At 32.6% G+C, this 13,820-nt stretch carries 15 protein-coding genes; all 15 read right to left on the reverse strand.

Annotated elements, in window-relative coordinates; all coding sequences use genetic code 11:
• Positions 1–13: 13 nt before the first annotated feature.
• Positions 14–325 carry a hypothetical protein gene (locus tag NTX22_12880; GenBank protein ID MCX6151418.1) on the reverse strand — a complete coding sequence of 104 codons (312 nt, stop codon included), beginning with the start codon at positions 323–325 and terminating at the stop codon, positions 14–16.
• Positions 326–670: 345 nt separating this feature from the next.
• Positions 671–1,237: a M23 family metallopeptidase gene (locus NTX22_12885; protein MCX6151419.1), complete on the reverse strand. Its 567-nt coding sequence runs from the start codon at positions 1,235–1,237 to the stop codon at positions 671–673.
• A 396-nt stretch (positions 1,238–1,633) separates the two neighbouring features.
• Positions 1,634–2,296, reverse strand: a complete 663-nt coding sequence (locus tag NTX22_12890) for a DUF4395 domain-containing protein (GenBank protein MCX6151420.1) — start codon at positions 2,294–2,296, stop codon at positions 1,634–1,636.
• Positions 2,297–2,419: 123 nt separating this feature from the next.
• On the reverse strand, positions 2,420–3,463 hold the full coding sequence (locus NTX22_12895; GenBank protein MCX6151421.1) for a S41 family peptidase: 1,044 nt from the start codon (positions 3,461–3,463) through the stop codon (positions 2,420–2,422).
• Positions 3,460–4,308, reverse strand: coding sequence for a hypothetical protein (locus NTX22_12900; protein ID MCX6151422.1), 849 nt, complete (start codon positions 4,306–4,308; stop codon positions 3,460–3,462). The genes NTX22_12895 and NTX22_12900 overlap by 4 nt, the downstream gene beginning before the upstream one ends.
• Entirely contained in the window at positions 4,305–4,472 is a 168-nt protein-coding gene (locus tag NTX22_12905) for a hypothetical protein (protein ID MCX6151423.1), read from the reverse strand. The genes NTX22_12900 and NTX22_12905 overlap by 4 nt, the downstream gene beginning before the upstream one ends.
• Positions 4,462–5,184 carry an SDR family oxidoreductase gene (locus NTX22_12910; GenBank protein ID MCX6151424.1) on the reverse strand — a complete coding sequence of 241 codons (723 nt, stop codon included), beginning with the start codon at positions 5,182–5,184 and terminating at the stop codon, positions 4,462–4,464. Before NTX22_12910 ends, NTX22_12905 begins: the two co-directional genes overlap by 11 nt.
• A 73-nt stretch (positions 5,185–5,257) precedes the next feature.
• Positions 5,258–5,797: a hypothetical protein gene (locus tag NTX22_12915; GenBank protein MCX6151425.1), complete on the reverse strand. Its 540-nt coding sequence runs from the start codon at positions 5,795–5,797 to the stop codon at positions 5,258–5,260.
• A gap of 135 nt (positions 5,798–5,932) precedes the next feature.
• Complete coding sequence (locus NTX22_12920) at positions 5,933–6,367, reverse strand: hypothetical protein (protein MCX6151426.1); 435 nt, start codon at positions 6,365–6,367, stop codon at positions 5,933–5,935.
• Between the two features lie 435 nt (positions 6,368–6,802).
• Positions 6,803–6,967 (reverse strand): hypothetical protein, encoded by a 165-nt coding sequence (locus NTX22_12925; GenBank protein ID MCX6151427.1) that lies wholly within the window; start codon positions 6,965–6,967, stop codon positions 6,803–6,805.
• Positions 6,968–7,156: 189 nt separating this feature from the next.
• The gene (locus NTX22_12930) at positions 7,157–7,297 is read right to left on the reverse strand and encodes a hypothetical protein (protein ID MCX6151428.1); all 141 of its coding nucleotides are present in this window, start codon (positions 7,295–7,297) and stop codon (positions 7,157–7,159) included.
• Between the two features lie 49 nt (positions 7,298–7,346).
• Positions 7,347–8,828: a putative Ig domain-containing protein gene (locus NTX22_12935; GenBank protein ID MCX6151429.1), complete on the reverse strand. Its 1,482-nt coding sequence runs from the start codon at positions 8,826–8,828 to the stop codon at positions 7,347–7,349.
• 229 nt (positions 8,829–9,057) lie between these two features.
• A complete protein-coding gene (locus NTX22_12940) occupies positions 9,058–9,756 on the reverse strand; it encodes a LytTR family DNA-binding domain-containing protein (protein MCX6151430.1) in 699 nt (232 codons plus the stop codon).
• Positions 9,756–11,483 (reverse strand): histidine kinase, encoded by a 1,728-nt coding sequence (locus NTX22_12945; protein ID MCX6151431.1) that lies wholly within the window; start codon positions 11,481–11,483, stop codon positions 9,756–9,758. Before NTX22_12945 ends, NTX22_12940 begins: the two co-directional genes overlap by 1 nt.
• 1,144 nt (positions 11,484–12,627) lie before the next feature.
• A complete protein-coding gene (locus tag NTX22_12950; protein MCX6151432.1) occupies positions 12,628–13,611 on the reverse strand; it encodes a hypothetical protein in 984 nt (327 codons plus the stop codon).
• Positions 13,612–13,820: the final 209 nt, after the last annotated feature.

The raw sequence follows: 13,820 nt of genomic DNA on the forward strand, positions 1-13,820 counted from the left end.
TATTTTTCTAACCTTAGTGCCCACTAAACGGTGTCCCGAAAATGCCAACAGCAAGTTCTGCCCAAATGAGGAGGAGTGCTGCCAGAAAAACTACACAGATGGCGATTCGGTACTTTATTTGATTTATCTTCCTCAGAATAAATTCACACATCAGACCAGTGCCGAGTAGTAGGATAGCAGCAACAACAAAATCGAGTACTGTCCAGCTTACCTCATCTGAGAACTGCATCGCTACTAGTGGTATAAATAGTAGAACCACTACAGCTAGCACAATTGCGATAAGTCTTTTGTTCTGCGTAATCATATATTTTTTGCTTTTATTCATTTTCTTCCATTCATAATTCTATATTTTTATTTTAACTAAGCACATAACGACGTGTTATGTTAAAATACAACACAGCCGAATAAATTATTTAAAGATCTCCGTAAATCTTACTTTTGTAAAATTAAAATTATTTCAAAGCTAATTTCCGCAACACCCCAATTGACGAATATTTATACTCAATTAATCGGGTTTTCTCTCGTTATTTTATTCTTCTTCCCATTTTTGTAGCAACTTAAAATTTTAATTTACCTTTGTCAAATAAAAATATTTTTCTCCTTGGACTTCTCCGTTTTATTGATTTTTTTCTTTTTTAAGCGGTTAGCTGGTGGCTCACTTTGCCAAGATTTAATATGGAAGTGCTTTGTATGATACACCTTCTATTAATCCTATCGGATGCTGTATCGTGTTCTTGAAATCAAAGGGAATCGTCTGGTCGCTTCTGCCGTTGTTGGTATTCGTAACATCGAAATGTAAATGTGGTGGACCTCCGCTCCCTGAATTGCCACTCATACCGATGGTGTCGCCCGGTATTACTGCCTGACCTATCTTCACCAAAGCTCCATTTGTTGTTAGATGAACATAGCGCGCATAGGTCGAATCCTCATGAATAACGATGACTACGTTTTCATGACCTGCAGTCTGGTCATAGTCCGAATAACTCTCAAGAATATATACAACATGACCTCTTCGGGCGGTAGTAATAAGTGTTCCGATTGGCATCGCAAAATCCACAGCATAGCGGAATGTACCATTGTGTGAATATGGGTCGTTGAATTCCTGCGAGCATATATATTCCCGCCCGACCGGATAAGGCAAAACATACTTAGCCTCTACCGACAGCACCTCATCGTTTTCAGGAGTGCACGATAGAAAAAGAAAAAAAAGCGCACAGAACATAACAATGGACTTCATAGTGTTTCCTCGAGATAAGTTGTTGAATCTGGATCAGTACTAATTACAAGCCTTCCGTGTTTAACACTGTATGAAAGGCAATATGCAATTCACTTTCTTGGCGCCAACAGCTAACGCCATTGCTGATAAGCGGCGCCCAAGAATAGGGAAGCTATATAAAAAACAACTTTCTATTATAAATTAAAATTTATTTAACAGAACAACTAGTCCCATAATACGCTTTGCGCCTGCCCACCATAGTTAGCCTTGTATCAGGAGGGGCTTATTCCAACACAAGATTATAACTCTGCAAGCTTCTTTATAACGTTATATGTAAATTATTTCCCTTTGTTACCTGCTGTTTGATGTTTTATTTTTTATAAACTCGTATATCTACAATAAACATTAATATATTTTTTATTTTGATTGTAATGAACTTTCAATTCCAAACAAATCATATGGTTTTTTACTAAAATTATCATTAAATAAAAATACTGCGAGAAAAATATATGCAATAAATCCAAAAACAATAAGTATCTGAATCTTGGATGTTTTTTGAACATCTTGTTTTGATTTTACCTCACAAACTTCACCAGGGCAGTGTTGAGCTTTTTCTTTATAAAAAATCGAATAAAATTTACATCCTAAACAAATTCCAAAAGCTGTTTCAAAAAATAAGAATATCAGACAAATCATACAGCCTAGACCAGTTATTGGGCTGTATGCATTCACTACCACTAAATGAATGAATATTATGGATGCCAAAACTATACCTATTATCCAGGCGAATTTTTTTGGTTTTGCACCAACATATTCTGGAGTTTGTTTCCTAACAATCAAACGCCCAATTATTAAGGAAGGAGAAAATTTTGGATTAATAAAAACACGTATTACAATATCTGTAAGAAATATCGTTATAGCATACTTTATCATTAAAAAATCCCCTTTTAGAGCTGCTAACATTATTGAGATAAACATAATTATAAATAGTATCCCTGCTGCAGCCCTTATTTCCCGTTCATTTAGTACAGGAATGTTATAACCTTCAACATCCTCTCCAAATTTTAAAATTTTGTTCATACCCGACTCCTCTTTTTTGTTCATATGTATGACGTATTGATATTTATGTTAGTTACATTAAAGTATTGAGCTTTGAATAAGCATGCATTTTTTTTTCAAAATATATTACCAATAACTAAATGTCTATTTCGAATTCTGGATAATTTCAATTCCTTTTTCCAAAATTCTGTCAATTCCATTTGCTGAATCAGCGGCTGTGGTTAGTACTGGAACATCTGGAAAAATACCAACACCCTCCATTATGCGTTGTTGATCGTCTGCATAATATCTTGTTGATAACCGGTAAGTCCATCCGTTTGGTAATTCCCGATAAATAGGAGCGCCAACTCCACCGCCAGTTGTATCACCAACAATATTAACATGCGGAAAAGTACTCATAGCCATAACAAACATTTCTGCAGAACTTGCAGTGGTACGACTTGTAAGTACAACTACTGGCTTAAGAAATTGGTAAGCTCCTTTCGGATCAATAGTAGAATTTTTCCATGGAGAAAAATCTTGTTTTCCAGGTCCAACCTTCTCGCGAAACTGTGCATACACTCGCGATTTATCTGCGAAACGTCCTGCTACCATTTCGGCATTGATGACGTTACCTCCAGGATTCCATCTAAGATCAATTATGATACCTTTCATGTCTTTCCACTTTGAAAGTATTTCATCTATTACCAAATACCGTTCATCGGTTAATGATAATCCATCTGTCCCACCGCTAAAAGTTGGAATGATCATATAGCCGATGGAAGAATTCTTACAAGTTCTGTATTCAATTATAGAATTTTGTCGGGAACCGCATTGTACATACTTACACGCATTGATTAGTCTCATGCTGGGATAAGAACTAGGAGCCAGGCTTTTCCAGTAAACATCGCCAAATGGAGTATGTAAATCAATATGCATATCGTTAATGCCGCTAACGATGTTCGAGAATAGACTAAAAAGTTGCTGTTCGGTAGTGGATGAAGAAATCTGTGGACGGTACAGAGTATAGACTGAATCCCAATCAATGTGACGTATAGAAAATTGCGCATAATATCGATCAAAGTCATTCCAAAATATTTGGAAATTTTGCTCAGGTGTATTTTGTGGATCTGGTTCTAAAAACATTTTTTCGCAACCGTAAAAACCGAAAAGTAAAAAGAAAATATAAATAGCATTTGTTATCTTCATAGTTTCGCCGTCATACCAATTAAAAATTGATTGTTCAAAACTTTTGAACTGGATAGAGACTCATACTGTTCAAAAGAGTAATATTGAAAACGGTACTGTATGCCAAAGCCAATATAGTTGCTTACATAAATATTATAGGAAATATCTGCCTGAATTTCGAAGAGTTTAGTAAAGCTGATAAAATTGCCTTTTTTAAAAAGCTGCCAAAGAATGCTTTGTTCAAAATTAAGATCATCAAACTTCTCGCTTACGTTTGCATTGTAGCGGTTAGATAATAGTGCATAGGAAATACATGGAATATTAATCTCTACTCTTAAGAAATTATTTGATTCATCTTGAAAAGAAGTCTCTGTTAGAAGGTAAATACCTAGTCCAGTCATTTGCTCTGCGGACGTGTGGCTTTTGTCTTGCATAAAATAGTGGGTTCTAAGATTAAGGATGCTGGTGAGTCTTGAACCTAAAAAACAAGTGGTATTAAAATCCTCAAATGCTTTAACTTGTGTGGCAAATGAATATTCAAAATTCAGATTTAGATTTTTAATATAATGCGATGCTTTAGTTTTGTTGGTAATTGAAGAATTCAGTTCGCTATTGTCATAATAGAATAAGAAAGTATGGCGGTTTGATAAACCACGGAAACGATATGAAAACTCTATCGGAATCTGTGTGCCTCGATAAATAAGTGGTGACATCATCTCATCACGAACGGTATGCAAACTCATTCCAGAGGAAAGGGTAAAGAGATGCTGAGTTTCAAATAATATTTTAGTTGATACCTCTTGGGAAAAGGAATTTGTGTAACCGAAGGCGATACTGATTATTATAACACTTATTATGTTCTTCATTTTATAGTTTTTGGTTTCCCTGTACCAAACATCCAGGCTGCAATAGCTCCAGAAATTGTCATTGCAGTTACGCTGCAAGCATAATCAACAAATACAGTGGATTGAGAAAAAAAGTTGGATGAAGCATATAATCCTAGGTTAACGGTCTGTAGTTCAATTTTCATAGTTATATATCACCGGCATTTTAAATTTCCACTTGTTCCATAATTCATCATTCAGCAATAACTCAGCCATAAAACAACTAACATTTATTCTGCTCGTTTTTCCCGCATCGAAAACAGGACTTTGTTTAGGTGATTCAAAAATTTTATAATCACTTTCTTTCTCCTCATCTATCAAAGTATCAGGTCTTACTGCTGTCCACTCTAATTTAGAATTATTTTCACCTATAGTATTTGAAAGATACTTAGCAACTTCCACATTATCTTTTTGAGGAGGCAGTGCAAAACTTAAAAAAGAAAGAACTATTCTATCTTTCAACGAATATTTCTCATTTAATTTTCTATTTCTATTTGCAGTAGTATTCATAAGAATTACTTTTACTTTATTCTCCTTACTTGCTTCAATTGCTTCACAAATGTTTCTTATGCAATTTGTAACAAGCATCCTAGGTTTTCCAAATATTCCACGGAATGAAATATTGTGTCCAAGACAAGAAATCACAGCATCACAATCATTGATCAAATCCAAATATTTACCTCGTTTAAATTCGTAAACACTTCCAACAACACATTTCAGCAGCTTATTATTCAGATAATTTGTTGATGCTTTATTAATATCGCGCACAACTATTTTTGTTTCAACATTTCTGTTAAGAAGTTGTTGAACAACCAATCGGCCAGTTGCCCCAGTAGCACCGAGAACTAAAACTTTCATAAATATTTCCTCAACAAGTTTCTTCAATATGTTTAACAGTGTTGCCGTTGCTGCACTGTTAATACTGATTTTTCTAAAGACCTGTAATTTTGTAAGTCGCTATTACCATAAGTTCACTCAGAATACTTACTGTAAAAAAATAACCATTATGTTTTAAATCTATCTTGAGTTTATAACTCGCTCTTATAACAATTAGAAGCAAAATTATAAGGATAAATATTCCTACTGTATATGTGCCAAGTTCCATAATTGAAGATACTCTAGCTTCATCTTGTTGACTAAATCCTCCAAAGACAAGAGAAAAAAAACGGAGTACAAATTGAAAGAATAAAACCGGATAGGCATATATTGTTGAATACTTTTCTAATATTAACAGAGAGACCACAGCCAACAATATCGTAAATGCAGGTCCACTAATACTTACATATAAATTATGACTCTCATTTATATAATGCCCCGCTTTGGGCCAAACATAATTTAGACTATAAATCATGTCATTCCCTAAAATCTCACCCACTATCCAGTGTCCAAATTCATGAAAGAGATATGAGAAATAAGCTATGGGAATAAACAATACGTAAAGTCTAACTAATATGTTTTTATCAACAATCATAATTTTATTATTCCTTTATTTATAAAAATATTTTTTACAACAACCTACTTTTTAAAGCTAAACCCAATACTGTAACTTAGGCCGAATCGTTAAAAAGTGCCCGTATTAAGACGCTGTTATAGGCCTTATGTCGCATTAATAATTTTTTTTCCCTCTACCTAGCATCCAGGCTGCAACTGCTCCAGAAATTGTCATTGCAGTTACGCTGCAAGCATAATCAACAAATACAGTTGCTTGAGAAAAAAAGTTGGATGAAGCATATAATCCAAAGTTAACTGAACCCCAAAAGAGTAAGGCAAATACAAATCCATACTTTAAACCAGAAACAAAGGTTTTTGCACCAGACCATTTAATTACTGTTGTTATAAGAAAGCCCATTGCCAATGATGTAACAACCATAGCCCACACTATTAACTGGTCAGGTTGTTTGTGAAGTTGCTTCATGAATTCTTCCGATACAGCAGGATGCGACTGATAGAAGTCTTTTAAAATAAATATATAAGCAGCAGCGTTTAGCAAAAGGTTAATTAATGTGGTAATTAAACCGGATATAAGAAATTTTTTGTTCATATTATATTTTCATTTCCCTTTATTATAAAGAATAAACCCATCAAATAGCATGACAAAACAAAAATGAATATAGACAACATACAATATTGCAATATTAGGTTTTGAGAACCTTGCGGATAAATTATTTGCAGTATTACACGTGTTGCCCATAATAGTACAGATATTGAAATCAAAACTAAATATGTAAATCGATCATGTGTCGCTCTAAATACAATAATTATATTTGCTATTCCTAACAACACAAGAAGTAAAGAGAAAAATATATTTATTGCACGAACAGCAATGATAAGTTCAGTAGCTGAAGGATCAATATAGGAGTACCAATTCCATATACTTGGTATAAAAAAGTGCCAGATTCCAAATCCTATTGAGATAAGACTGGCAACTAATATAAAACCATTTCGAGCTAATAAATTTTTCAGAAGTTTCCTTTAGTTAATCCAATTTCATCTGAATTTTTTTCATTATTAAAATATCATTTTCAAACTTTACTTTTTGAAATTTTTTCATAAATGCAAATAATGTTCCGCATAAGCCGGAAATTAAAACTATTGGAACAAGAATTTTTATTGCGTATGGAATTCCAAAGAAATAATACATCGGAAAAACGACTTCCGTTACAAGTATAACTGCAAAAAAATATGCTATTAAACTGGCTACATATAAAAAAATTTTAATATAACTTCTTTTAAACAATAGTTTTGGTGTTAAAAAAAATAAAGACATATAAAAGATGGGAATTGAACCTAACAATGAAACAATAATTACATCACTGTTATTTTGAACAATTTAAAAAAAACTTTCAAATTCAGAAACTGGCAGCCCGGGTAAAGATGTTGTTACTTGAACCGCCCACTTAAAGTAAAATACAAGTAATGGAATTGTTATCCAGAACAAAATATGTAATCCGATTTTTTTTAACTCTTTCATAAAGTCTCTATTCTTAACCATAATTATATTTTTAATTTTTCATCGAGATTTATTTCAGGACAACCATCTTCTTTTGAACGCAAAAAGTGTTAGTCTTTAAAACATAAAAATAAATCCCGCATGAAAAATTATTAGCATCAAATTCAAACGAATGATTACCCGCATTTAAGTTTCCATTAAAAACATCTTTTACCTCTCTGCCAAGTGTATCGTAAATTTTTAGAGAAACAAATTCACTTTTGGAAATTGCAAATTCGATATTTGTTGTTGGATTAAACGGGTTAGGGTAATTTTGATATAGATTCATACTTTCTGGAAGTTGTTCTCTATCCTCTTCTACACCAACAGGATCGGCAACGACAGTAATACTAAATGTAGCATAAGCGCTTGCATTGGCGGTATCTTTGGCAGTTACTGTTACTCTTTTAGGAAATCCGCCTACTATAGTTGGTATGCCTGAAAATGTTCTTGTTGTTGAATTAAAAGATAACCAATCCGGCAAGGGGTTTCCGTTGCTCAATTTTGCACTTAACGTGAGAGTATTATTCCCATCGTCATCAAAAAATGTGCTGTCTGGTAAAGTATAACTGCATAACTTACCAGCTGGAAATGATTGATCAGGAATCTGATAATTTAAATATGGGACAAAGTTTGTTGCTCTCAAGCAATCAATAATATTATCTATTTTAACCCAATAAGTATAATATGAAGGCATATTTTGTCCTCCAGAGGTGAAGAATAAATATTTTCCATCTTGGGTAACAAATTGTCCATATTCCCATTCATAACCGGGTTTATTTATTGGTGCTCCAAGATTTTTGGGATTTGTCCATCTGCCATTATCCTTTTTAAAACTTAAATAAATATCACCGGCTCCACCTGTAACATTCTTGCTAAAAAAAATATACGATTCATCAGCAGCCATGAAAAAATCATTTTCTTGCATCGAGCTGTTTAATGGTATTCCTAAGTTTTGTAATATAGTATCCTGGTTAACTGTTATCAGCTTGCTTAAATTTCCATCTGTCGGAGAACCTTCGTAGTAAGAAGATGCATAAGAGTTATTTAGATTTGTCCTTTGGAAATAATGTGTACGCAGGTTTTTGGAAAGAAGGCGGACAGGTACACTCCACCCCGAATCAGTTCTTATCGAGAAGTAAGTGTAAAAGACATTATTTTGCATGTATATAATACTATCATTAACTGATAATTTCGGCGCAGTATATCCTTCAAAAACGTTAAAAGGTCCTTGCCATTTATTATCCTGGTATTTAATACATCTTACCCTATAACTAGAAGGTGGATAGGTGTTTAGTTCGCCATAATATATTTCCTTGCCATCAGAGGTGATAGCTATTCTTTCGCAAGCACGATGCCCGCTTGTAACAGGTAAATTAAATATTTTAGGAGTATTTCCAGGAGGAGTTTGCCCTAGGTATAAACTGTCTTCTGGAATAGCTTGAGCAAATATCGAGAATGATGATATAAACAATATTGAAATGACAAATAAAAGTTGCATAATTTTTTTCATAATAGAACTCCATTAAAATTATATGATTTTTTTATAGATGCATTAATTTTCAGCTTACTTAAGTGATAATTAAAACCTTTGCTAAATTAATTAGTGGCAAAGTATGATGTGGTAAAAACCTTGTAAACTGCACCAGGAGTTTGTGAAATGCACTGTTGGATGCTTATGAGAGACTATTTGGAAGGTAAATGTTCTAATACAAATTAGATTTATGAATTAAATCATAAATCTAAACATCAATATTTTTTAGCGATTTAATTTTATTTCTGCTAATTGGCAGGGACTCACCACTTTTTAGAAGAGCACGGTATTTTCCTCCACCAAGCGTTTGGATTGTCTCAATCTTTTCAAGATTAATAATATAGGATTTGTGAATACGACAATAATTGGAAGGTAATAAAGGAACAAGCTGCTTTAGGGGTTTGTCGTAAATAACAATACGCTCATCTTTAAGATGCAGTTCTGCGTAAATATTTGCTGATTTAAAATAACTGACTTCTTCAATAGGGATAACCTTAATTTCAAATCCCTTTTTTACAGAAAGATATTTAATTGAATGTCCAACCAAAGCATGGCTTGATTGTAATCTTCGAAAAGCGGCTTTCAATCTTTCAATATTGTATGGCTTAGGAATAAAATCCAGTACTCCATATTCAAATGCTTCAATTGCTCTATTAGTATTAGCAGAAATAACAATTGTATGAAATGACTGACTTACAACTTGTTTTAGTAAATCAAATCCATCTTTTGCATTTAGATTCAAATCTAAAAGTAAAACATCAATGGGTTTTTCTTTCAGATAAAACATCGCACTGTCCAATGTAGTCTCGATGTGGATAGATGTAATTCCTTTATTCAGAATTTGCTCAACCAGCAATTTTATATCTTCGGCAGTAGGTCTTTCATCTTCAACGATTAATATTCGCATTAACTGTTCCTTATTTCAATTAAAGATTCCCAACCCTGAGCTAATCTATTTGATCTGAATTTCCATCTGTTGGGATAACTTTCTTCTAATCTGCCCTTGATATATTTTGCACCAAAGCCTGTGGAACCTTTAGATTCTTCAGAATTAAATTCTCCATCATTGGTAAGAATATATTTTACACAATCCGGATTTTTTATCGTTTGTAATTTAAAAGTACCGGCGATTTTATTTTCATATCCGTGCGTTAATCCGTTTTCAACAAGAGTATGAAATATCATTGGCGGTATAGTATCCTGTTCATCAATATCTAAAGTTTCCATCTTATAATCAGCACCTTTGCGGTAGCTCATAATTTTAAGATGCGCTCTGCATAAATCAATTTCCTGGCTAATAGGAATTTGCTTTAAAGCAGAAATTTGATTTATCATTCTGAACTCTTCAGCCAGGGCTTCTATAAGTTTGATTGCTGAATTGGAATCTTTTCTGAGCCATACAATTATTGAGGTCAATGTGTTTAATACAAAGTGTGGATTTATATTTTTCTTCAATAATTCATTTTCTAAGCGTGAAGATTTAAGTTGCGCTTCTTTTTCTGCTGTTTCTTTTCTTGCAAACTGCCTTGCTATAGATAAGCTTGTGCAAATAACCATAGTTGTTGCCAATCCCGCAAAAGCAAAATTTAAGAAATATGCTGCCCAGGCTGCTATAATTCCAATAAAAATAATTACGCTTTCTTCCCGCCGTTTGTACAACGCCCACATCGTTATTATGCTGCTAATAATAAGTACAGTAATAGTCATTATGTTAAAGAGGTTTCCGATGTTCGTAAAAAACAAAAAGATGAAAAGAGTTGTTACTATAATAACCACAATAATTTTTTTAGGAAAAGAAAACAGGTAAATGAAAAATGCAGGGAATAGGACAGTAAACAAAACATTAATTGCTTGATAAACATAATATTGCCAGTACACAAAAGTAGTCCGGGTATCTACGAATATTGGAGCCAGCATTGTTACCGAATCCAATATAACAATTAAACAAATTAAGCTAAATAACAGGTGCTCAATTTTTCGTTTCCTTGCGATGTAAAGAAAAAGATTAAAAAGAAATGGAATAAATAAAATGCCTGTTATAAAAAATGCTTGATAATTCCATTGAAATATTTTTTTTACCAAAGAATCATACTTACCAATAATTAAATCGCCATAGAACCATTTCCAGGATGAGTAATTATTATGATTCGATATTCTAAAAACGAGAGTATGCTCACCGCGTGTTACAAGATTAGGAGATAGTGCGAGATTAAAATTGTATGCACCTGCTTTTTCATCTGTTTTAGTAACCCCAATTATTCCATTTTGTGCAATCTTAATTCCATCCCAATAAATTTCATAAGCAGTTACAAAATTTATTGGAAAGAGTCCTAAAACTTCCTTGCCGCTCAATGAATCCTTAATTACAATATTGGTTCTTAAAATCCAGTTGCCTTCAGTGTATCTTACATCATCTATGGTGGGTTTAAATAATTGCCACAATGAATCCGGAAAACTCGGAAGAGAAAGTTTGGGATCTGCGTCTTTAACTATTTGCCAATAATCTAAGAGGGTAGATTTCTTTAAAGATGAAATAATGTTGTGTTGTGGTTCAGTTGCTGTAATTTCAATATTTATTGCTCCAAGAAGAATAATAATAAATCGAAAAGCAGAAAGAAGCTTTATTTTTTTCACAATACTTTATTTAATCTTGATGAAAAAAAATTTAATTACAGGCATAAAATAAGAAACAACTTTTAATTTCTGTAATAAGAGAGATTATTTATCTATGAACCGCTTTAATAACTTTCTAAAATATTAATTATCAAAGTAAAATAATTTACATTAATTAAGTACATCAAAGTTACACTAAAAAACTTTCTCCTGTGTCCCGAGTTAAGAATTGCAAATAAAACACATTTTTATGGTTTTACATTTTCATTTTTTTATTTATTTAGAAAGCTGGGTAAGAACAAAATGAATTTTTAGCCGCCGCATCGATATATATTTGGTTCCGGGTGAGCAAAAGAGCATTGGGTCACCGGGTTTGAAACATTTAATTTCATTTTATCCAGCCACCCGATCTATAGTTGATTCATTTAATTAGAACTTTCTAAACTTATTTAGTCATTCCTTAATAAGTCATTTTTAGATTTGGAGTTGGTAAAACAGACTGCCAAGATCTAAATAATAGTTTTCAAACTCCTTTTCTATTTCCTTCCAAAGTATCTTTTCTGCCAACTGGTATTATGTGTCTTTTGGATTCAACATTTCTTGCAATACTTGGCAACTCTTTTTTTTTGTTTTGTTCTGTTTTTCTTCTTCTATAAACTTTAAACACTTTTTATGGATTGACTAATTAAACTCCTTTTATCTGAGACAATTATTAAAAATACTTGGATTAAAGACAACCATCTTTTTGCCAAATACAGAGACATTCTGCCGCCTCCATGCCTCTGTATTCATCCATTTTCCTCTACACATTTCGTGTCTTATATTTTAGGAGTGCAGTATAAGCCTTTCTTAAAAACAAATCCAACTTTTCTTCCAAATCTATTCCATCAACTTTTTATCGTAATTATTTGATGGGCTTAGGATGTCGGCATTCATTGATATATTAAATAAAAATTATCCCCACTGATTCAAAACTAAATCGGAATAACTAAAAAATCACCCTCCCATTAAAAATAATTTATCTAAATTACAAATAGTCCCATAAGTCGCTTTACGCCTGCCCAACACCGGATTATCATAGTGATGCCGATGGCAAAACTCGGCAAGTTTACCTACCGAAGCTGTTGTTTAGCGTAGGTAGGCTTCGCTTTAATCCTTTATATCGTTATGTGTTCACTTCAAGAATTTGCCCCACTTCTTCTTTAAGTTTTATGAGATCTATTTTTGGCAAATCTATCATATATTTTTCAACTAACGATATTATTTCTTTACCCTTGTTTTCAAACTTGGCTTTTTTAATAAGTTTCTTTAAATGATTTTTGACAAAATCATTCGTTTTATATTTTTTATAATTATCACTATTCAAAGCAGTATCCATAAAAAACATATATTGCGCTTCTGTACAATATGAAACTATATACTTATAAACTGCATCTATAGGATTCCCATCCGATAGCATCATATTGCCCATCAATTCATAAATTGCAGAACATTCATCTAGTTTTTCAATTTTGCTTAATTGTGCATTATATAAAAACCAGATTTCATCTCTTGAAAATAACCTGTCAGAATATTGTAAGATTAATTGATTGAGCTTTTTTCTATAATAAAATGTTTTTTGATTAGATAATTCGGTGACGATTAAATCGTGAAGTCTTTGTTTCCCTTGTTGATTATTTTCTAAGAAATAAATCCTTAGAAAAAGTTCGATTACTTGAATAGATTTGCTGCCAATTTCTAATAAATATTTGAGGCATTGATCTGCAAGCGCATACTCTTTATTTTCTACTTGTTGTAATGCAAAATGTAACAACAACTTTTCAAAATCCCAAAATTTTTGTTTGTACTTGTTTGCCTCATTGATCAATGAAGGAATTGTTTCCATTGGGATTTTTTGGCCTAAGAATATTTCAAAAAGGTCGTCATTTGTGTTGGGACAAAGAATTTTAATACTTTCATAATTTTTTATTTCTTGAGTTAATAGATTACTTGGAATGAAAGAATGCTCCAATTTCACAAATGAAATCTCTTTGAAATAATCACTGCTGTTTTTTGTAGGGGAAGAACCAGTAACAGGAAATGATTGATTAGTTTCTAGCCTTGGGATTTCATTATTTTTTTTGTTAAATATTTTATCAAATAAAGACATAATGGTAACTTCCTTTTTTGACACCTAACGATGTTGCTTTTCACCCGTCCGCCCAGAACAAACAGCTAAGTTTTGTCAACGCAACTTTATTTTATAAATCAGTTTTCTTTTACAAATCAACCTTACACAACAAACTAATTCTGAAAAGCTAAACCCGAATGCCACTCAATATGACCGCATCGAAGACAGCGGTCGCTGTTTAGGCACTT

The organism is Ignavibacteriales bacterium (genome assembly GCA_026390815.1).
Lineage (GTDB): Bacteria > Bacteroidota > Ignavibacteria > Ignavibacteriales > SURF-24 > JAPLFH01.

What these genes read in the sequence shown, in the direction of transcription:
- NTX22_12940 (MCX6151430.1), bottom strand. Translation starts at nt 9,756, where the DNA reads ATGCGAATATTAATCGTTGAAGATGAAAGACCTACTGCCGAAGATATA.
- NTX22_12925 (MCX6151427.1), bottom strand. Translation starts at nt 6,967, where the DNA reads ATGTATTATTTCTTTGGAATTCCATACGCAATAAAAATTCTTGTTCCA.
- NTX22_12930 (MCX6151428.1), bottom strand. Translation starts at nt 7,297, where the DNA reads ATGAAAGAGTTAAAAAAAATCGGATTACATATTTTGTTCTGGATAACA.
- NTX22_12890 (MCX6151420.1), bottom strand. Translation starts at nt 2,296, where the DNA reads ATGAACAAAATTTTAAAATTTGGAGAGGATGTTGAAGGTTATAACATT.
- NTX22_12920 (MCX6151426.1), bottom strand. Translation starts at nt 6,367, where the DNA reads ATGAACAAAAAATTTCTTATATCCGGTTTAATTACCACATTAATTAAC.
- NTX22_12880 (MCX6151418.1), bottom strand. Translation starts at nt 325, where the DNA reads ATGAATAAAAGCAAAAAATATATGATTACGCAGAACAAAAGACTTATC.
- NTX22_12905 (MCX6151423.1), bottom strand. Translation starts at nt 4,472, where the DNA reads ATGAAAATTGAACTACAGACCGTTAACCTAGGATTATATGCTTCATCC.
- NTX22_12895 (MCX6151421.1), bottom strand. Translation starts at nt 3,463, where the DNA reads ATGAAGATAACAAATGCTATTTATATTTTCTTTTTACTTTTCGGTTTT.
- NTX22_12900 (MCX6151422.1), bottom strand. Translation starts at nt 4,308, where the DNA reads ATGAAGAACATAATAAGTGTTATAATAATCAGTATCGCCTTCGGTTAC.
- NTX22_12910 (MCX6151424.1), bottom strand. Translation starts at nt 5,184, where the DNA reads ATGAAAGTTTTAGTTCTCGGTGCTACTGGGGCAACTGGCCGATTGGTT.
- NTX22_12950 (MCX6151432.1), bottom strand. Translation starts at nt 13,611, where the DNA reads ATGTCTTTATTTGATAAAATATTTAACAAAAAAAATAATGAAATCCCA.
- NTX22_12935 (MCX6151429.1), bottom strand. Translation starts at nt 8,828, where the DNA reads ATGAAAAAAATTATGCAACTTTTATTTGTCATTTCAATATTGTTTATA.
- NTX22_12885 (MCX6151419.1), bottom strand. Translation starts at nt 1,237, where the DNA reads ATGAAGTCCATTGTTATGTTCTGTGCGCTTTTTTTTCTTTTTCTATCG.
- NTX22_12915 (MCX6151425.1), bottom strand. Translation starts at nt 5,797, where the DNA reads ATGATTGTTGATAAAAACATATTAGTTAGACTTTACGTATTGTTTATT.